The sequence below is a fragment of the bacterium genome (assembly GCA_035295165.1).
In the GTDB taxonomy this organism is placed as follows: Bacteria; Sysuimicrobiota; Sysuimicrobiia; order Sysuimicrobiales; family Segetimicrobiaceae; genus JAJPIA01.
Map to the genome: position 1 here is coordinate 22,420 of DATGJN010000017.1, position 21,521 is coordinate 43,940.

General features: G+C 63.9%; 10 protein-coding genes and 1 tRNA gene. 3 read left to right on the forward strand and 8 right to left on the reverse strand.

The features are described 5' to 3' along the window. Positions 1-62: 62 nt before the first annotated feature. Together VKZ50_02645 and VKZ50_02650 are read left to right on the forward strand one after the other, a co-directional pair. Positions 63-5,450, forward strand: a complete 5,388-nt coding sequence (locus tag VKZ50_02645; GenBank protein HLJ58610.1) for a RecQ family ATP-dependent DNA helicase — start codon at positions 63-65, stop codon at positions 5,448-5,450. 4 nt (positions 5,451-5,454) lie between these two features. Further along, complete coding sequence (locus tag VKZ50_02650; GenBank protein HLJ58611.1) at positions 5,455-11,280, forward strand: hypothetical protein; 5,826 nt, start codon at positions 5,455-5,457, stop codon at positions 11,278-11,280. Positions 11,281-11,486: 206 nt separating this feature from the next. Here VKZ50_02650 and VKZ50_02655 read toward each other — a convergent pair whose 3' ends face one another. Further along, positions 11,487-11,822 (reverse strand): hypothetical protein, encoded by a 336-nt coding sequence (locus tag VKZ50_02655; protein ID HLJ58612.1) that lies wholly within the window; start codon positions 11,820-11,822, stop codon positions 11,487-11,489. 797 nt (positions 11,823-12,619) lie between these two features. On the opposite strand from VKZ50_02655, the gene VKZ50_02660 reads away from it, so the two are divergent. After that, positions 12,620-12,689: transfer RNA gene (locus VKZ50_02660), tRNA-Pro, on the forward strand. 7 nt (positions 12,690-12,696) lie between these two features. Here VKZ50_02660 and VKZ50_02665 read toward each other — a convergent pair. The 7 genes from VKZ50_02665 to VKZ50_02695 all read right to left on the reverse strand — a co-directional run bounded on the left by VKZ50_02665 (position 12,697) and on the right by VKZ50_02695 (position 21,297). Next, entirely contained in the window at positions 12,697-13,881 is a 1,185-nt protein-coding gene (locus tag VKZ50_02665; GenBank protein HLJ58613.1) for a site-specific integrase, read from the reverse strand. Continuing rightward, entirely contained in the window at positions 13,882-14,085 is a 204-nt protein-coding gene (locus tag VKZ50_02670; GenBank protein HLJ58614.1) for a hypothetical protein, read from the reverse strand. A gap of 296 nt (positions 14,086-14,381) precedes the next feature. Beyond that, on the reverse strand, positions 14,382-15,716 hold the full coding sequence (locus VKZ50_02675) for a DNA methyltransferase (GenBank protein ID HLJ58615.1): 1,335 nt from the start codon (positions 15,714-15,716) through the stop codon (positions 14,382-14,384). 993 nt (positions 15,717-16,709) lie between these two features. After that, positions 16,710-18,005, reverse strand: coding sequence for a hypothetical protein (locus tag VKZ50_02680; protein ID HLJ58616.1), 1,296 nt, complete (start codon positions 18,003-18,005; stop codon positions 16,710-16,712). A 105-nt stretch (positions 18,006-18,110) separates the two neighbouring features. Next, complete coding sequence (locus VKZ50_02685) at positions 18,111-19,328, reverse strand: hypothetical protein (protein ID HLJ58617.1); 1,218 nt, start codon at positions 19,326-19,328, stop codon at positions 18,111-18,113. Between the two features lie 197 nt (positions 19,329-19,525). Then, a complete protein-coding gene (locus VKZ50_02690) occupies positions 19,526-20,110 on the reverse strand; it encodes a hypothetical protein (GenBank protein ID HLJ58618.1) in 585 nt (194 codons plus the stop codon). 452 nt (positions 20,111-20,562) lie between these two features. After that, positions 20,563-21,297 (reverse strand): hypothetical protein, encoded by a 735-nt coding sequence (locus tag VKZ50_02695; protein ID HLJ58619.1) that lies wholly within the window; start codon positions 21,295-21,297, stop codon positions 20,563-20,565. Between the last annotated feature and the right edge of the window lie 224 nt (positions 21,298-21,521).

Genomic DNA, 21,521 nt, shown 5'->3' on the forward strand with positions numbered 1-21,521 from the left:
AGAGGGTGGAGTGTCCCGATGACTACAAGACGCCACGTGTGCGCTAGGCGCAAACGTTGGCGATGAACGCCCTCACCGCATTGTTGACCGAGCTTCTTCTTGCTAGTCCAGCGGGGGTCACGGTCCCTCAACTCCGCCGGCGGCTGCGCGAGCACGGCCGCGGCATGACGGAGCAACAGATCGAGTACGCTCTCCGGCGCGGCCTCTTTACCGAACTCAGTGGCCACTGGTATGTCCAGGGCCATGAACCGATTGAGGAGGCCACGGGCGACCATGCATCTGAACCGGCTAGGAACCCGATCCCCGTGTCCGTGCTCTGTCTCCCCCGAACAGCCGAGCACTACGCTGTGCTCGACATCGAGACAACGGGCATGGTCAAGGGCACGGACCGAGTTATTCAGATCGCGGCCTTTCGGGTCCACCACGGGCATCTGGAGTGCGAGCCTCTCGTAACGTACGTCAACCCGGCAGATCGCGAGATCGCACCTGAGCTTCGAGATAAGCTTGGCATTGTCGCCGGCGGACCTGTGGAGGTCGCGATGCGGTCAGCGCCGCCCCTGCAGGTTGTGTGGCCCCGTGTCCAATCCATGCTCCAGGATCTTCCGGTTGTCGCCCACAATGGGGTTGACTTCGACCTGCCCTTTCTGGAGGCGCACGTCGGCCCGATCCCCAATCAGTGTATCGATACGTGGGAGCTCGTGCACTTGGCGCGACCGGACCTCACTGATCGTACGCTCGGTGCACTCATCGACTCCCTTGAGCTCTCTTGTCCTGCCAAAATCCGCGAGCACTCAACTCGATCGGACTACCATGACGCGCTGTACGATGCTGGGTGCACGTGGGCGCTGTTCGACGCGCTAGTCGAGGCGCTACGGGCGCTGCCTGACGACGATCGAGCTGTGCTGGCGTACCTCCTCCCTGAATGGAGCTCGTTCCTGCGGGTGCGAGGCGACGTCACGCGCGTGGAGGCTGTGTTGACCCCGCCGCGGCGTGCAGATTTCAGCGGCACGATGGTCGGTGCAGGCTCGGTACTTCCTGAACTTACGCCACAGGCGGTGGCGGAAGCGTTCGAGATGTTCGTGACCCGCACCGGGCGAGATGCGCGCCCCTCGCAGGTTGCGATGGTTCGCCATGTCGCCGACGCACTGGTGAATGGACGGGCGAAGCTCATTGAGGCACCGACCGGGACTGGCAAGAGCCTCGCCCTCGGCTTCCCCGCCGCCCTCTTCGCGCTGCAAACGGGACAGCAGGTCGGCATCGCTACGCGTACCCACATTCTTCAGACGCAATTGCTGGATGACCTAACTCAGCTCAGGGAGCAATCCGGGTATCCGTTCCGTTTCCAGGTTGTCAAAGGGCGAGAGAATTACCTGTGCCTCACGCGGTTGGAGCGCCTCGTCCGGGATCTCGATCCGGTAAAAACCCCTTCAGATGAGCGGTTCCTTGTAGCCTACCTCGTGCGGTGGGGCACCGTGGCTAGTGCTTCCGGGAACACGGGCGATCTGGACGACCTGTCCTTTCGTCTGCGAGAGCGATTCCCCATTTTCTCGACCCTTGTCGGGCAGGTCCGCGCGCTCGAGCACAGTTGTCCGACCAGCACCTGCGGCCGGTACCGCGGGTGCTTCTGGGGAGCTGTTCGGCGCGCCGCTGAGACGGCTCACGTGCTCGTTCTCAACCACGCGCTATGGCTCCAAGCTGACCGCAGCCAGGTGCCCCATCTCCTGATCGATGAGGCCCATGGGTTCGAAGACGCGGCGACGGAAGCGCTCCAAGAAGAAGTTGGCACGGAGACGATCGGGTATGCGCTTTCGCAGATCCTGTATCCGGGGGACCGGTTGGGCCTGCTGGTGCGGCTTCAGGCCGCAGTGCGGCCTGGTTCCACACTGACTCGTCTCATCTCATCGGCGTTCCGCAAGGTGCGTGTGGCGAGGCAGCAGCTCGGCGAGATTGGCGTACTGCTCCTCGAGTTCGCGCGCCACAGTGGGCGCGAGGTGAGCGAACTATACGGCGTCACGCTCAGAATCCGTCGTGACCTTCGGAATCAGTATGCGCAGCGGTGGGATCGCATCGATGCGGCGCTAGCTCACCTCAGAACAGTTTGTCTACTTGCGCTCGCCGAGGATCTTAGGCAGATTCGCGAAGGCCTGGACGTCGCTGCTGACGCTGGCCGTTATCGGGGCGATCTGTTCGCGCTGCAGCAGGCGGTCGAGAATGAAGCCGCCCGGCTCGAAGTCCTTCCGCGTGCTGATTCTCGGCGCAACGTGTACTGGCTGCATGTCGATCCCCGCCGGGACGATCCACCAAGCTGGGCCTTTCGGTCCGCACCCATCTCGGTCGCAGCCGACCTGCAACCCCGGTTCGCGCAGCTGACGTCGCTCGTTTTAACATCCGCTACGCTGACGATTGAACGGAATGACTTTACCCACTTCCGGGACCGGCTGGGCTTGCAGGATCGGGTGACTGATTCCGACCTCCATCCGCTTCCTCCCAACCTGCCTTACGAGAACGCGCTGCTCGTATTGACGCGTTACCTCAACCATATCCCGGCAGCCACATATGTGCCGGCGTTCACGGAGGAGGTAGCGCAGGAACTCACACACCTTCTCCGCTTCACTGGCGGCCGCGGTCTCGTGCTGTTCACTGCCCGCTACCGCATGGAGGGTGTGTTCGCCAAGATCACCGCGCCACTGACCGCTGATGGGGTCGAGGTTCTGGCGCAAGTTGCAGGTCAAAGCCGGGACCAACTCAAACGCCGCTTCCGAGATGTCGAGAGCTCGGTGCTCCTGGGTGTTCAGTCTTTTTGGGAAGGCGTAGATGTCCCCGGGCCGTCGCTGTCAATCGTGGTGATGGAGAAACTGCCATTCCCGTTCTTCGGCGACCCCGTTCTCGAAGCCCGGATGGAGGCGATTGAACAGGCGGGGGGGCGACCATTCGACGACTTCCTGTTCCCCCTTATGGCCCTGCGATTTAAGCAGGGATTCGGGCGACTGATCCGTACGCCCAGCGATCGCGGTGCGGTCCTGCTGCTGGACCGGAGGATTCACGGAAAATCCTATCGGGAGAGGCTTCTCAACTGCCTGCCAAATTTCACGCGCCGGCCCGAGGTGGAAGGGGACCGCCGGTCCACGTACGAGGCAGTCGCGCGGCACATACCGGCCATCATGCTAGGCCGAGACTTGGCCGCCCAACTTGGTCAGATCCCGGAAACCCTGCTCTCGGAGGTTGCCACCCGGCTCGAAACCTGGAACCTGGTAGGCCCCCTGACGGCGGACGCGTACGCGGCGCGCCGGGGCGAACTCCTCCAGCTCCTCCGCGACATCTTCGGCCACGAGGCGTTCAGGTCGGAGGAGCAGGAGGCCATCGTCCGGGAGTCATTGATGGGGCACGATATCTTGGCTGTGCTCCCGACCGGCGCCGGCAAATCGCTCGGCTTCCAGCTGCCGGCGCTCTTGCGGCGCGATCTTACGGTCGTGTTTTCACCGCTCATCGCACTTATGCGGGACCAGGTCGACCAACTACAGGGGCGGCGGATTGACCTTGTGGACGCGCTCACGAGTCATCTGCCGGCCGACGTGCGCGAGCATGTGTACCGGCGGGTCCGCGCCGGGCAAACGCGCCTCCTGTATTGCAGTCCTGAGCGGCTCCGCGATCCGTACTTGCAGGAGGTCCTGCGCGTAAGGCGCATCGCACAGGTGGTGGTCGACGAGGCGCACTGCGTCTCAATGTGGGGGCCCACGTTCCGGCCGGAGTACCGAGCGATCCCGACGATGTACCCGAACGGCGTGCAGCGTCCCCCTGTCGCAGCGCTCACCGCGACGGCAACACCGGCGATCGCCGAGGACATCACTAACGTGCTCGGCCTCCGGGATCCCACGGTCATCCGCACGTCGGTCGATCGCCCCAACCTCCGACTGATCGTCTATAATCGGCACGCCTGGTACTATCACGTCCGCAGCCGGCCGGACAAATTCCGCGTTCTCCTCCCAATTCTCCGTGCGGCCGATCGGCACGCTGACGCGGTTGTGGTCTATGTTGCAACCGTCCACGGCGCAGAGACGCTGGCGCGCCGGATCGCGTCAGCCGGATTCACTGTCCGAGCGTACCACGGTAAGATGGACGCCTTCGACCGCGCGGACATCCAGGACCAATTCATGGATGGCCTCGTCCCGATCATCGTGGCCACGAAGGCGTTCGGTATGGGTATCGACAAGCGTGATATCCGCTACATCATTCACTACGATGTCCCTGGCGATCTCGAGAGCTACTACCAGGAGGTTGGGCGTGCCGGTCGGGACGGGGAGCCCGCCTACTGCGTTCTCCTCTACTGCCCTGCAGACGTGAAGATCCAGGAATACTTCGCCGACCAGGGTCAGATCGATTTCTCGAAACTCAGAGCCCTCACGGCCGCGCTGCGGGCTAGGCTGGCCGAAGGGCAGCTGGTCGACCTCCAGGAACTCGCCGAGGAAGTGGACCTTGAGGAGATCCCCCTTGAGGTGGCCTTAACTCATCTGGAGAACCGCGGCCTGATCCGGCGGGAGGTAGATGTCACCCGGGAAGCGATCCTCACTGTCCAGACCGACCGTCGCACGCTGGAGACCCTTCTGGAGCGCGGGGACGAGTACGCCGGCCTCGAGGCGCTCCTGCGGACGGGTGTGCTCCGGCCGTATCAGCGTCAAGTCATGTATATACTCCCGCTGGCGCACGCGGCAGGGCTGGCTCCGGCCGATCTGGACCGGTTGCTCGTGCGCCTTGCACTGGACCAGCACGTGATCTACAGACCTTATGGACGGGTAGCGTCGATCGTGCCGGGTCCAACCTGGCAGTCCTACGACCCGGCAGTTGAGTCGCCAGATGCGGCCGTGGTGGCGGGGGCCTACCGGAAGCTGCGCCAGATGATCGCTTATGCCGAGGCTCGACCCGATCAGTGCCGTCGCCAGCGCTTGCTCACTTACTTTGGAGAAACTCTCGCCACCCCGTGCGGAGCGTGCGATGGATGCAATCCGCGCCTTGGCGTCCCCTGGGCGGACCTGCGGATCGAGGACGTCCCCAATCCGTCGGTGCTGTTCGACCTCCCGACCGTGTGGATCGAGACGATCCAGGCCAACATGGACCTGGAAAAGGAAGGGCGGCAGCCGTACAGTGGGAAGACGCTAGCGCACATCCTGGAAGGCAACGACTACGCCTTGGTGAATCGGTACCCTCCCGACGAGCGCCGACGGCGCCAGCGGCATCTCCACCGGTTCCCGACGTGGGCGGCGCTCGCGACGCTCCGGCCTCGCCGCAGGTTGCAGAAAACCTATGAGCGGTTACTGCGAGAGGGATTCATCCGTGAGGAACAACGCTCGCTTCGCAGTAGCTCCGACACCTATCTCGTGCCGGTTGTGACGGAAAAGGGAGCGGTCGTTCTTGCCGATGGCAAGCCGCTGAACTGGGAGCACGTAGGAGAGTAGAGAAATGGCGTGGACCGAACTCCACAAGATCGGCGCCAACCCCGTTGGGATTGTCGCCGAACATCTGCATGGCTACGTCGGCTTCCTGGCTCTTGCGAAAGAACTCATTCAAAACGCCGACGACGCCGGGGTGACCACTCGGGACGCCCGGGGTGGCCGCTACGGGGCCAAAACTGTGCGGTTCCGTTTCTTCTCAAATCGTGTCGAGGTCAACAATGATGGGCCGCCGTTTGACGAGGCTGACCTCAGGGCGATCGCCGAGATCAATTCCGGGCACAAACAGCGCACCGAGCGCGCCGCCGGATATTTTGGAGCAGGGTTTGGCGCAGTGTACTCCATCACCGACACGCCTGAGATCCGCTCCAACGGGCGCCGAGTCCGTCTGAACTGGGAGCGAATGGTACTGGAGTGTGATGCCGATCTCGAACCCGATGGGAAGTGGACGAGCATCATTCTGCCGTTCCGGCGTGATCGGACCTCGGTGCTGGCCAGATTCTCCCAACAGGCTGCGGTGGTCGAGCCTCACCAAGAACGCCAGTTTGAGCGCGTGCTCCGCGCGCACCTAACCGAACTGTTATTGTTCTTGCGCAATGTCCGGGCCATCGAAGTCTACATCGAAACACTCCCCAAGTCACCAACCTGGGTGGCCTTCAGAAACGGTGACACCGTGACCCTCTCCAAGTACGACCCTCGGAAGAACGCCCTTGAGGTACTAAGCACCCAACGCTGGTTCCACGCCGCCGACACTTTCGCCTCAGGATCCGAAGGCGTCGGCATTGCCCGGTCGCGTGAAGTGGAACTTGCGGTCGTGCTCTCGACAAACGCTCCGGATGGTCTCCTCTATAGCGTGCTCCCTTTAGACCTCAAACTCGGATTCAAGATGATGCTGAACGGGCACTTCATTCCAGATCCCACGCGGAGACATGTTGTCGAAACAGGTCCAGGCGGCGGAGCTTGGAACCGGGCCGTGATCGAGGCGCTCGGGAAACTCATCGTTACCAACGTCGAGCGATTGCGGGACGCGTTGCTTGAGGCGATGGATGGCGACGGCGGAAAGGCGGCCGCTGCGCTGTACGCCGCTCTCCCACTCGACGAACGCACCATCCTTGATCTGTTCCGGGAACCAGCCCAGCGTGTCCACGAGGCGCTCACCCGCATGGCTGTTCTGCCCGATCACCGGAACCGATGGCAGATCCCGCGCAACGTGTACTGGGTAGACCCGCAGCAGGCCGAGCGGAAGATCGCGGCACAGTGCGAGAGTCTCCCAATCGTCCACTCAGGGCTAACCAATCGCCAACTGCGCTACGTATATGACGCCCTCGGCGTCCCGCAACTCACGCGTAAGGATCTGCTATCCTACCTCAGCAGCATCCTCACGCCGGGCTTTCAGGCCCTCGACGGCAATCATCCGTTGGTTGGTACTCGTAACCGGCTTGAGGATCTGATCCGGTACGTCCTCTCGCAGGAGAACCGGAGCGAAGACTGGGCCCGCGTGCGCATACTCCCCTGCATCCCCGATCGTCGGCGCCGGCTCACGTCTCCGACCGACTTGATCGTGCCTACGGATGAAGACCAACCGGCCGTGGAGGTGCTATTGAAGCTCCAACATGCCGACCTGTCGACTCCTGATAGTGAACGAACGTGCGACCTGCTCGAGCCTCACCGGGCGGAACTCAAACTGTCCGGATTGACGGTATCGAGGATTCTCGCGGTTCTCGTGCGCGCGCTCCCGCCGGGCCCCCTGAAGCCGCAGGAGCTTGGGTGGACTGTCGGCGACCTGCAGGTTCTCTATGACCACCTCCAGCGGGCGTGGATCGATAACCAAACGGCGGTGCGAGAAGACCTCCGGCGACTCCAGATGGTTCCTGTGTGGCTGACCCAGGACGGCTCCCTCCGTGCGTCGACACTGAACCACGCGCTCCGCGTGAAAGGTAGCGAGTCCCTCCCCAGCTTCCTACCGGTTGACGATGTCATCCACGCGGAGTTCTCCACGGGTGACATGCGGACGTTCCTCCGGAGCGGTGTCGGGTTCAGCGAGCTAGGAACCCACGAGTTTATCCGGGACTACCTCCTCCGCCAGTGGCCGGACCTCACTGACAAGGTCCGGCACGAGGCGCTGAGGTGGCTCCGCGAGGCCCACATGGACAACCGGTTGGTCGTCCCAGGCCAACCGTCGCTGACCGACCAGCTGCGTCAAGCCCAACTTGTTCCGACCAAACAGGGCGACTGGCGCCGGGGTGCCGACGTGTTCTTCCCGAGCCCCTGGCTGACGGATATTGTCGGGCCTCAGGCGCCCGTGATCGACCCCAAGGTGTCGCCCAAGATCACGCCCGAACTAAGGAGATCCAGATCCCACGAGAAGGTCCCCGACCCCCTTCGGTGGGAGCGTTTTTGGCACCTATTGGACGTTCAGCGCTTTCCTTCCACGTCGGACCTTGTTGCGGTCGTAGATGAGTGCCTGGTAACCCCTGAACCCGAGCGCCGCACGCGGATCCAAACTGTTGTCCACGGCCTGGACCGCATGGTGGAGGACTTGCGTCACGAAGATGACTGGGGCGAGATCCTCCAGACCCTCACCACCGGTCTCGAGCCCCTACAGAAACTCCACTGGATCCCTGCGGAGGGTCGCACAGACCTAATGCGGCCCAGGGATGTCGCACCTCCCTTCCAGAGACTCCGAGAGCTCGCCGGACACGGACTGCTCTTCACCGATGTGCGCTTCTTGCCGGACAGCGTCCTCCCCGACCTGCTCAAGTTTCACACCGAAGTCGACGTGGCGGAAGTGCTAGCGCATCTCGACGCTCTCGCATCGACAGGGGCGCCACCATCTGCGAAAGTCTATCAGTGGTTGGCCGAGCACCGCCAGGATTTGCCCAGGAAGAAGGACCTGTCCGATCGCTTCCTGATCTATGAGAACGGCCGATACTACCGCCCGCGCGATCTGCTCCTGGTCGAAACGGGTGATTTCGGGGACTACCGGCCGGTTATTCCGGAAAGCGCGCCAAGCCAGCTCAAGGATTTGTATCGAGCGCTCGGCGCCCGATCGATCATTGAGGCCACGGACTACCTTGATGTGCTCGAGGAAATCGCGGCCAAAGCAGCCAAGAACCCTATACCGCCAGACCAAGGAGACGAGTCCGTCATCCGGTCGGCGTATCGCTGGTTGGCTAGGGCAGCGGCCGAGCGCAAACTGCCCCAATCCGCCGAGCTTCACCGTCGCCTCATTCTCACCCAGGACGGCCGTCTCGACTTTCCGGACAAGACCCTTTGGGAGGACAATCCCCATTGGGGCGCGCTCGCCAAGGTCGCTGCCCCACAATTTTGCCGCCTTCGCGATGCCACGTTCCTCCCATGGTACCTTGCCGCAGGTGTCCGACCGCTGACCTCCGCAATGCGCCGGGAACTGGAGCGTGCCGAAGGCGAGCAACCGGCCCCTGACATATCCACTCGGCTCAGGGCACGGTGGCCATTCCTCCGTCGGATCATCCTTCACTTCGGCGGAGCGCCGGAGAAATGCGAGGATTGGCTATCGGGACTCCAAACATTTCTGGCCACACGTCTGCAAATCAAAGGGAGTATCGAGGGACTAGGGGGCTTCAGCAGTACCGAGGAGCTCGCCTGGGTCGAGTCGGAGGGCGATCCCGCTCGCCTGGTCATCACACCCGGATATGAGGGGCTTGCGGCAGGAGGCCAGTGCGTAGGGGAAGTACTGCTGCAGAAGGCCGGCCTCGGCGCGTGTGTTGAAGGCGCGTTGTTCATCCAGATCATCGCCCGCGTTGTGGAAGCGCCTGAAGAAGGAGCGCTAGGTCACGTTCTGGACGTCTCCGGGGTGCGCCGAGACGGCGTTGCGCTGCCGAAACTGCACCAGCAGACCCGGTACCTCACCATACCGGTCCTCGAGTCGGAACCGGCACCCTCCAAACCGGTCGCCACGTTCCCGGAACCAGAGCCAGCAGACTCCCAGGGCCCATCCGGGGCAACTGATGGGGTGCCGCACCGGACGGTTGAGGTTGAGGCGGACATAGCGGATGGGCGCGTAACCGCGCCGCAGGCGGGCTCATCGATGCCCGCGGAACAAGAGAACGAACGGGTCCGTCAGAGGCGCGGCTCCACCGCGCCGCTCGCTCCTGAAACACTCTCCCCGACAGACGGGAAGGAACCTCAATTCGAGCCAACTACGCCGCATCCATCGCCGTCGCTGGCTGGAAGGCGGACAGACGCCCGCGCACCGGTGAAACCGAAGCCGGCGTGGACAGGGGTGAGCGCGCGCTACGAGGGCAACGTACGCCTCCAGGCTCCGCGCGGCACCAACAATGCACTGCGAGCGCTAGGGTACCACCTCGATCAGGACAAGAAGGAGCTTGAGGAAAGGATCACGGCCGCGGAAACAGCGCAGCCAGAGACCGGGGTTGTTACGATAGTGCTGCGGGCGGAGGCCCTCTATCTGGGTGTAATCGAGCTGCCCGATGCAGCAGAGAAACTTTGCCCGCTAGACCGGTCCGAGTTTCGGTTGACGACCCAACTGGATAGGAGGGGGGTCACCGTTAAGCTCGACCGGGCACGGCACGTCCTGTTCAACCAGACCGACTTGCCGCACTTCCTATGGGCCCATGATTGGCCACCCGGTACCATTCTCACCCTCTCGCGCACGGGAACTTTTGATGAGTTCGAGCTGCGTACGCGCCCAGCCGAGTGTGTCATCAAGAACGTTATACGCTTCACACCGGACGAGCGCGGGGCCCCACGATCGCATACCGATCCCGAGGTGCGCTTCCATATCCAGGTTGACGAAGACGTCTATCGGTCGGCACGACGCTGGGAGGAGCTCGAGCTGATGACCCAGCCGGTGGACGAGGGAGTGATCACGGCGATCGTGCACGTCTTGCAGGATCACGCCGCGCATGGCGAGATCGTTGTGAACGAGTCAACCCTCAGGCACGAGGTCTTTGCAAGGCGTCGCTGTTCCTATGCGTCGGTGGCGATCGCGCTGCGGCAACGCCCGCACGTCTTCGAACGTGTCGGCACGCAGGGATGGCGGCTCCTGCCTCCTCGAGAGCGCCCAGTGTTCTCTCATGCGACCGCCCCCGCCAACAACGAAGCGCCTGCGCTAGCGCCAGCCGGCCCGGCAGATGACAGCGAAGCCATCGTGCCTTGGTTGAACAGGGCGCGGGCACGCATGAGCACTTGGGCCGAACATGTGGACCCGCGCCTGGCGCTCCAGGTACTCCGTCCTATGCTCCAGCAACTCAGCCACTTGGTCCGACAACTGGAAGATGTCTTGGCGGTGCCGGAGCGTTCACGACGTGAACCTCCTGTGCAACCAGCTCTTCAAGCTTCCCCACCGTCTGTGGAGGCGGAGCCACCTGGTACGCCACTCCTTACGCTCGCGGAACGCCTCAAGACGCTGAGGAAGGTCGATGCGCGTGATCCCGCAACCGTTGTCCGCGTCCTGAGAGGCGTCGCAGAGGCCGTGGGGGGATCACGGGCACACGCCACGGCTGCCGTCCTCTACTTGGTCGTTGCACGGCTGGAGGCCGGGTTCGGGCTGGGGACCAAGGACGCCGTTGCGTCCCTGCGGTGCGCCGAGCAGCATCTCGAATTGGCTTCGCTCCGCCAAGCCGCGGTCGCGGTGCACGCGGCGGCCGAGCGTGTCGGGCAGGGTGTAATGTGGCCCGGGACAGGCCCGCGTTCGGGACCAAATGCGCAACAAGTCCGCGAGAAAGGGTGCGTCGGCATGTGGTGGCTGGCCGCCCACACTGCGAACCGCGAACTGTTCGATACTCACTTGAGGGCAGCTCTCGCGGTCGTGGATCTTCCTGCGGCGCGCTAAAGGCCGCCGAGGCAGTAAGCGTCCCGGCGGATTGCCGCGCGCAGACAGAAGGGGACCCGCGGTAGAATGACGCGTCGCGCCCGAGGGGTAGGGGACCGCTTCGTCAGGTCGGAGGCTCCAGTCCCGATCTAAGATTAGGGTGCAGGGGGCCCGCTACCCGAAGACGCACCCGATGAGCCGGGCTCGCGCATGTCTAAGGCGTGCCTTTAAAAGCGTTGCAGACGGAAGTCCTTGGTGACGCGGAACGTGACTGCAGTTCCACCGGAAACGCTGCCAACCGTTACGGTGGTGCCGGGCAGGCCGACCATGTGCCCGAACTGGGCTTGGATGATCCTGCGCCATCTTCGGCTATCGAACCCCCACTTACACACGTACCGATTCGCGCAGAGCTCTGAGGCCCAGCCGGCGTCATTCCCCTCGCGCGCCGAAAACTGGGCATAGGTCGTCACCGCATGACCGCACTCATGGGCCACGAGTCCCGCTAAGAACTCAGTCTTCTTCGCGAAGCGGACCACGCCAGTCGTGTTAAACGCGGCCTCCATCCGACAGCACCTGGGGAGGGGAAACCGGGTTGGGCCTGTATGAGTGTGCGTGACCGGGTCGGGGAACCATTGGCCAGCGGCTTCGTCGAGATCGTCAACGGTCTCGAACTGCCGAACACGCCGGCGGAGTCTGCTCCAATCCCAAGGATAGCCATGCTGGACCCGACGCAAGACTACCCTGATCGCTCGGAGCGCCTGCGCCGGGCAATCCTTGCACTGGATATCGCACACGAATGTGCTGCTCATCGCCTTGCACCCTCCCGAATTTCCACATCCTGTCTCTCGCAACCTTCGCCGACCACCGTGTTACCCAATGGCGGAACTTCGTAAGGTTCAGCCCTTCGTCGATCAGCGATGCGTCGCGGGCCGGAGCATTCCAAACGCGAGTGCCACAGGTGAAGCACAGGTAACGACGCGGCGCGCCTGCGCCGACGGGAAGGAGCGGCGGGCCACTGGATGACCGCGCAAGGGTTTCAGCCTGGAGGATGGGAGTCGTCCACCCCCTGGTTCCGTTACGGACGAAGATACCATACGATTTTCGAGTTGCCCTAAATTCGTTCAGATTCACGATGACGTGAGTGGGCAGAAGTTGCATAATCATGCGTAAGTACGTCGTCGGCCGTTCAGGCTCTGTATGGCGTGCAACGAATTCGTAAAAACAAGTGAAAATGGGCATGTGGGCTTGACAGATTTCGGGAATCGGGCCCGCGCTTCAGCCGCCGACGACAACTGGGAGGGGGGAATCTCGGTGGCGCAATCAGGTGATCTTGGTCCGGCAGCCCTTCATTCACATGGCTCGGCGCGCGACGGTAGCGCACCTGAATGGGGTTCAGGTGGTCGGCGGTTCAAATCCGCCCGGCCCGACCATATTTCACTAGGGTTTCCGCGCATCGACCTGTTCCCCTGTCGCGTCTGGTGCCGTCCTGGTGCCGTTCTTGGTGCCGCTGAGCAGCCTATCCAGCTGCTCGCCGACCCCCTGAAACGCCGACGGCATCAGGTGTCCGTAGGTGTTGAGGGTCGTCGTGATCGACGTATGCCCGAGCCGTGCTTGGATCGCCTTCGGGTGGACGTTGGCGGCGATCAACAGACTGGCGTGCGTGTGCCGCAGATCATGGAACCGAACCATCGGCACCCCGGCAAGCGTGAGGTGCCGAGTGAATGTGCGGTCGACGTTGTCCGGGTCCAGCGGTGCGCCGTCACGATTGCGGAAGACGTAATCGTCCTCCACGTCGCTCCCGGGCAGATCCAGCAGGACAGGGCGGGGGACATCGATGACGCGCCGGGACGCGGCCGTCTTGAGCGGCCCCTCCACAACGCGATAGACGTCGCCATCCTTGACGCGCCCCCGAGTCCGACGGACGTGAACGCGGGCGTTGCGCAGATCGACCTGCGACCAGTGGAGCGCCAATAGCTCGCCCCGTCGCATCCCGCTGTAGATTGCGAGCTGATAGAGACTTCGGAAGGGTTTTTGGGCGATGTCGAGCAGTCGCCCGATCTCGTCCGGCCGGAGTATCTGCAGGCGCTCCCCGTCCACCCGGTCGGGCGCGCGCAGCGGTCGCACGAGGGCGGCGGGGCTCTCAGTCAGGTGTCCCTGGTCGACCGCGTCCTTGAGAATGAACTTGAGAACGTGGAGCGCGTAGTTGACGGTCGTCGGGGAGAGGGGAACCCGACGCTTCTTCTTGCCGCGCCGCGTGCCGGTCTCCGCGAGCGCAGTCACGAAGTCCTCGACGTCACGTCGGCTGATCGTCCCGAGTCGCGACTCGCCGAAGCGAGGACGCAGGTGCACGTTCACGGTCCCCTCGTACGACTCCAGCGTCTTCGGCTTTAGCCCCCGCGCCCGGCCGCGCCGCAGCCAGTCGTCAGCGAAGTCTCCGAAGCGCGGCGTCTGCGCGGGCGCGATCCGATGCACGCCGAGCACCGCCTCAGCCTCGCGCTGCTCGAGGATCCGGCGGGCCAACCGCTCGCCGCCGTTGATGAGTTGCCGCACCCGGCGGCCGGTCGCGTCCACAAAGTCGATCTGATGCGCGCCACGATCGGCCCGATAGCGTACCGTGCCCATTTAAGCGCCGGCCTGCTCAGACGTCGTCGTGATCCCCGAGCCCCCGCCGCGCGTCGTCGGGTCCGTCGGAGTCTGCTGTGGCTCGAGGTTGAGAAGCCGACGGAGCACGCTGTTCGGGGTGTCCACGAGCGGCCGCGCGTGGGCCTTGAGGATGCGGTACACGTCGGGGTCGATTCGGATCGTCATCGTTGCGGGTACGCGCATCGTTGCCTCCGCATGACGAAGTCACGGTGATCCTACGTGGCGAGGTGACTTCTGTCAACCGCCCACGCCGGGATCGGGCCAGACGCACCCGATTCCGAGGGCCGAGATCCTGTCCAACGCGCTGCTCCGATTTGAACCACGCGACGACCTCGACCGGATCAAAGAGCAAACATCGCCCCCCCTTGTACCTGGGGATGGACCCGGGGTCGCGGCGTGCCGTCCACGCGTACACGCGGCTGACCGGGACGCGCAGGAGTGCCGCGATTTCTTGAACGGTGACGAACGGGGAAGGGGCGTCAGGCATCATCCGCTCGCCTGCCCACGATCGGCGGACTCCCCGCGCGACTCACACCGGCGATCCGGCTCCTCGCCCGCTGGAACGTGGCCTCGTCAATCTCGATCCCGACGGCCCGCCGCCCAAGCGCCAGCGCAGCCAGCAGCGTCGTCCCAGACCCGCAGAACGGATCCAACACCATGTCGCCAGGAGTGGTCAAGTGTTCGATGTAGTAGCGAGCCTCAACCTCGCTCTGCGCCCAGTCGTGTAGCGTCTTGTCGGGCGGCTCGGATCGCACAATGTCGTTGATCAGCTCGCGTTTCTTCACCTCGGCCGACAGCGTGCCATGCACGAGCCACGCCAGCGGTTTCCAGCAGCCCCACACATGCGCGCCAGGCAGCCGATTCTGGCCGCCGAAGTGTACGACAGCAAACAGCCACCACAAGCGCAACGGCTGCACGCCCTCCATTGACGCGATAACGTGGTGGATCGCGTAGTGTGGACAATATGCGACGAGGCTGCCGCCGGGCTTGAGGATGCGTGCGGCTGCGCGCCCCAGATCGGCGTACAACGGCAGATTGTCTTTCAAGTACGGCGGGTCCGTGAAGATCAGGTCGACCGACGCTTTGGGGAACCGCCGCAACACATCCCGAAAGTCACCATGCCGCAAATCCACATCACGCGGCAAGGGCGCTGTGGCACCCGTCTGTTCCGCCGCTCTGCGGGCTGCCTCGCGATCGGCGCGGACGGCGGCCTTGGCCGCGGCGCGAACAGTGAGTACGCCCGCCGTGCCGTCAGATGCCCCGTCGAGGGACGGTAGGAGCCGCAGCGCCGCGCGCTGCTCCGCTAATGTGGTGGCGATGATCGCCGGCCGCCGCGTCTTCGTGGCCGGCTGTCGGCGACCCAGCGTATCCGTGACGACGTGTCGAATTTTCGACACATCTCGCACCCACAGGGCCACCGTGCTGTGGTCCGCACCGACGAGTCCGGCGATGCGGCGTGTCGTCCACCCGTGCTCCCGAAGCGTCGCCGCAATCCTCTGCTTTTGCTCCCGTGTCAGGTGCCGGCGCGCGCAGTTGAGGCGCACCGCGTGTTCGACCCGCTCAGCATCACAGGTGAACGCGCGGACGGTCCGTGGGTAGTCCGGCAAGCGGGTTCCTTCGGCTTTCAGTTCTTCCCAGGCGCGGACCCGGTGGCGGCCGTCGAGGACATGGCCGGCCTCGTCGTACTCCACCGGGACGAGCACACCGTGCGCCGCAATGTCGACCTTCAGGGCCGCGTAGACCGCTGCGTCCAACGGTGGGATCAGCGCCTGCGCCAACTCGGCACACGATCGGACTTTGGCGACGTCGCTCACAACTTGTCCCCGTGCACAAAACTTCGACCGCTTACTTCCGATCTTGACCCCCACACCCGGACCGCCCGATGGGACCGCCGTCCCTCGCCGAGCGGGGTGATCACGTCGTACACTGGGAGACCGGGGGAGGGGGTCGCGGGGGCGCGGCGCGTGGAACCGGGTGCGTAGAGCCGACGGGCAGGGCCCCCGTCGGATGATGCGGAAGATGCCGCGCCGGCGAGAAGCCGCAGGCGCCGATTCACGTGCCGTAAGCGCGACCGCCCTCCCACCTCGGGAATCTGCAGCGAATCCGCGATCCGGCGAGCCACCCAGCGACGGCCACGGAACCGCACGGTGCGGAGTGCCGGTGCTGACGCCCGGAGGTCGCCGGCAATCTGCCCAGGGTGGAGTGGGGCCACTAGCACGAAGTTTTCGCGCGGGTGAACTCGGGCGGTCCGCCTCCACTGCGTGATGGTGCGGATGGATGTGTGCACCATCTCCGCGATCGTCGCGTTCGAGACGGGGCGTCCTTTCCGCAGGGCCGCGACGGCGCGCATCACGAGTCGGGCACGAGCCGCCCCGAGCGCCCCGCGCAGATCATCAAGGGGCGCCCAGTAGGCCACGTGGAATGATGTCACACCAAGCGCGCCCGCGATTGTCGCTGGACCTCGGAGGTAGACGACGCCACGCGGCGTTACTCGCCAGAACGTGTCCGCGCCGTCTCTGAGCACCCGCGCCGAGAACCGGGGACTCCACCCGAGCTGATGACGCACGTTCTCGACCTGGTCTCGTGAAACGCGACCGGTGCCGGTGTCGTCAGTGGTGCGGAAGCTGTACCATGCGGCAAGCTCGCGGTCGCGGTGTTGCACGACAGCGGCGAGGTCGAGATCGGCGTAGTGGATAACATTCACAACTCAAAGTATGAAACAGCAGCAGCGGCGGCCTCGAATTAAAATGCCCCGCGAAAGCCGCGGGGTCCGACCAATGATCAGAACTCGGGGCGATTGTGGGCGGTTATATGGGCGGCAGTTCGGAACCCCTCGTGGCGCAAGGCTTTGCGAGCAACGTTTGTAAACTTGGGGTCGGATGTTTCATGGCGTTGAGGCCCCGTTTCACGAGTTTCCCGGCCCAGACTTTCGTGCAGCCGCAGACCTCGCCGACCCCCTCGAGCGTCTTCCCCTGCCGCTTGTTGAGGTAGGCGGCCATGAGGGCGCGGCACGGCGCACAGCGGTCGGGTAGGGCGTGTTGCTTCGCGGTCCACATCGGGTCGTGTGAGCCGGGGAGTTCGGCGTCCTCCAGGGCCTGGCGGATCGCGTCGAGGGAATCGCCGCGCCAAAGCGCGCGGACGATGAACTGCGTGGCGATGTGGACCTCGGCTTTGAGCAACCGGCCAGTTGCCTGGTCGGGTCGGAACCGCTGGATGCTCGCCCGTGGCCCGTGCTGTTTGTAAAAGTCCGTCATGGTGCCACGCTGCGCCGCCGCGAGGACCTCGTCCGTCGAGCGGCTGAAGAACCCGGCCAGCGCCCGCAGGACGCGGTCCTGCAGGTACGCCGGCGTCACCACGCGGCGGCGATTGGGATGGCGCTTGTCAGGGTGGCGGATCCGGTGGTGGATGAGCGCCGCCAGGGCGCTGCGCTCGATCCCGAGGACGCCCGCCGTCGCCTGCATCAGCGAATGTGGCCGCGTCGGAGACGCCCGCACCGCTGTGCGGATCTCCTCGACGCGGCCATGCCACTCTTCGAGCCACGTGGTGACGGCCACGGGCGGCACATGCACGAGGCGTGCGATCCGACCCGCCGGGACATCCGCCGCGGCGGCCATGATGACAACCACCCAGCGGCCAAGCAGGGTCTCCACGCCCGCGCGCGTGATCCTCCAGATGGTGTCGCAGCCGCGGCCGCACGCGGCGTGCTTCGACGCGCGGCGCGACGGAGACCGCCGGACGGGCCGGCCGCAGACCGGGCACGGAGGCCGCTGCGCCAGAACGGACTGCGCCTCCTGCCGCCGGTGGTCCTCGTAGGTGCGCCCTCCGAAGCGGTCCAGCACCTCGTCGGCCGTCACTGGGGCGCCCCGCAGCGACAGCGCCTGTGCGATCTTCTCGACCGTGGGCCTGCGCGGGTAGAAGTCCGCGTCAGTAAAGTAGCGGGCCAGCCCGCGCTGGGTCATCGGGACGGCCCGCGCGAACGCGGTGGCCGATCCGAAGCGTTCTTGCACCAGTGGCGCGAGCCACCGGCCGCCGTGCGGGTACGTCCGTCCTGCGGGAGCGTGCGGAATCGGCTGCGGTGGCGCATACCGGTCCGACTCAGTCACGGCTCTGCCTCCCCACCTGCGCCCCGGGCTTCGGTGGGGTCTTGGCCCACCTGGCCAGCACGGCCTTCCTCGCGGCCTCGCGGCGCATCGCCTTCGTCCCAGCGGTCAGAGATTCTCATGATCCTCCTGTTGATAGACCGTCTCGAATGGCTGGCCCCAATCGGGCCCGTACACGGTGCGTACCATCTCAAGGTGTTCCGGCGAAGCGCCTGCTTCAATGCGGTCGAGGAAACCGAAGAACCCGTCCCTAGTGTTGAACGAGAACACCTGAGTTCCATACCGCTGGACCTCGGAGACTAACGGTTGCTCGGCAAGATAGGCCGCGATCCCGTTGTCGACCAACATGGCCTCGCAATAGGGAAGGAGACAGGACACCATGAGCGCGTCAGTCGCGAACCCCCGGCTCGGTGGTCGCTGCTGACCCGCGGCCGCCTTTCTCGCGACGGCCGCGAAGAGCATGCAACGCAGCCGCAGGAACGGAACGTGCGTGAGAGCCGTTGAGGCAAGAAATTCCGCGGTCTTAGGCCACAGGTCCTGTTCCTCTACGCCGGACTCGCGCAGGGCGTCACGGATCTCGTGTAGAGTCCGGACCGGCGGAGTCCCAAGAAGTTCAAGAGACGGTGCTTCTTGCCCGGTCAGCACGCGGTGAAATCGCTGCAAGTGCTGCAGGTACCCTCGCAGGAGCTGCTGTCCGTACGCACGCACCTCTTCTGAGAAGACGTCCTCGAACGATGGCCGCTCTTGCTGCCACCGTTCGAACACCTCCCCCATAATTTCATGCGCCCGGTCTCGTTCACAGCGAAGATCGTCGAGCCATTCCGGAGGGATATTCATGTTGGCCGTGATCTGGAACTTCTCCCACCAGCGGTCCAGCTCTCCGTCGACGACGTCCCGGGCGTGCAGGTCAAAACCTGGGGCCGACTGCCCGCTCATCCACGCCTTGGCTGCGAAGATCAACTGAAACTGCTCGATGTACGATGCGTCCCGGAACGTGGCGCCGCCGGAAAGGAGTTCATACAGGCGCCTCAACGCACTGTAGTATGGCGACACGAGCGACTCGTCCCAGTGAAAGCCCGAGTCCGGGCAGACGACCAGTTGAACCTTCGCCACGTGGTCGAGCCGGCGGAATAGCTGGAGCCACGCGGGGTCAACTCGTCTGGCCCGATGCGCATCGGTCGCGGGATTCAGCGCGAGCATCATGTTGCTGATGGCAAACTGGTCGAGATAGATCACGGTCTTCCTGATGGGAGGAAGCTGTATGCGGGCCGTGTGTCGACACTCCCGACACCGCCGCACGTAGTGTTGCCCGGGAATCATCAGCACGCCAAAGCTCTCGCGATGGCATTGCGGACACGCCTGGAAAGGCGGAGCAATAAAGTCCCTCGGGTCGATTCTCAACGATTGCCTCTCATCTGCGACTCCCTGCCGTACCGTGGCCTGCGCGTGGCCTCATTTTCTCGACCTCCCGCACGCCACGGCTCTTTCCGTTTTCATGCGGTCGCAGGGCCCTGGGGTGCGAGCTACGGTTCCCGTGATCTCTTTCGCGCCTCCTTAGCCATCGCTACGATCTCACTATCGCTGACGAGGCGTTCGCACAGCTTGCGATACTCCGCGAGCCCGTGTTCGAGGATCGCCAGTTCTTCTCGAGCTTTCCTGGTATCTAGAAGTTCGTCCGCTCGACCCGGGTACATCGACCGAACAACGTCGAGAAGCCACTCCCGATCATCGACGCGAGCTAACATCGAATAGTAGACTAGACCGGCACCAATCTCGTGTAGCGAATCCGCGCGCTCGAGCTTGGAGCCAACCACCGCCTCGAGGCGATCCTTCAGCCCCGGGCTTACCAACGCTAGAGCATCCTGCCCGAAAAGAGAACCAGCCAAGGAGTAAAGTCGTCCGGCCTGGCGGTGAACAATCAGTGCCCACTCGCGCGCCAGCAGATCTGCCTCCTCGGGAGGGAGGCTGGTCAATGTTCGAGCGGGATCATTGCCTACGGAATCGAGAAGCTTCTCGCCGTCCTTCGTGACGTCCGTGAGGATGAAACACGTACCGAGCAGCTCGAGGACGGCCTCGCGTCGTGCTCTCTTGTCCTTGAAGGTGGCCACGGCTCCTGCGGCCGCACTGAGGATATCGACTGCGCTCTTTAGTTGGCCAAACATCTTCGCGAATCACTCACGCGACAGGAACGATCGTCGGCTATCATGGGCTCACGTCCCCTGTAAGAATTGCTCCCAGCTCATTCCGCTCCAACTCAGCGACGGGGGCGGCGGGATCGGTGGAAGCGGAGGGACCGGCTTGACTGGTGGAAAGTGAGGAAGAGGAGGGATCGGTGGCACTTTTGTGCGCGGCAAGAGAACGCCTGATGCGCCTGGAATGAACGCGACGGTCGCGCCATGCTTGTTGCGAAAGAGACCGTGACTGAATGTTCCCAAGTACGTAGCCGCGTAAGAGAATACTGCTCCATTGTAGACAAGAGCGCGATGTCTGGCGTGGTCGTCAAGGATTCGGTCGTCATCTAGCCAACCCACCGGCGATCCGGACCGGTCGAAGATCGGGATCATCTTGCGCCGAGTCCGCTGAGCTGATTGTTAATTGCCCGCAGCAGATCTTCGCTCGCTTGAAGGAGCGCGTTGGCGTCGGCAGCCATTCGCGGTCTGGTTCGCATGTTTCGCACTCTGCCGGCTGCCTCCAGATTAACATCAAGGTCGTGGATAATCTTGTTCCGCACCCGAAAGATATCCCTAAGATCCTCGAAATTCGTTCCGAGGTCTTCCCGAGTAAGCCCAAAGGCGGCGGCTATCCGAGACAGTTCCTCCGCCGACTGAAGGCTACCGGCAGTAAGATCCTCGACATACAGTGCGACCGCACGGCTTGGTAGGTCGGACGCCGATAACAACCCGGCCACGAACCTTGCTGATCTCCCAGCAGTGATCGACTGCACGTCGACGGCGAACTGCCGAGCGAGAAACTTCTCTAGCTCCGCTCTCGCCCTGCTGTTGCGGTGTGCAATGAGAGGGAGCGCATCGCGAATCAGCTGCTTCGTCATCGCGTCAAGCCCAGCGGCCGCCATCACGAGCATTGCTCGCAGGACATCCTGCTCCTCGTCCGTAGTCATACCCACCCTAGCCGTTCGCCTTCCGCGCGGCGTTCTGAGCAGATCGAATGCTTTTAGAAGCGCGGCGGCAGACTCGTGGGTGCGCTCAAGTATCGTCCTAGCCTTTTCGCACGCCTGGTGGTCTACGTCGATTGCACGGAACACATGGATAGCCGTCGAGGCGGGAACGCGTCGCACGCGTGGCCGAGACTCCCGCGGAAGCCCGGCCGCGCGCGGCCTTCTCTCACCGGGATCGCCCGTGGTCATAGTGCAGCCAGTCGACTACAAGGAATATCGATTATGGGACTCCTCGGCCCTGTCGCTTTGTTCGCGCCCACCGAGCCAGCACAGCCTTCCGGGCGGCCTCCTGGCGTTGCTCCTTCGTGAGCTCTTTGTTGCGGGCCTCGGCGCCTAATCGAGCG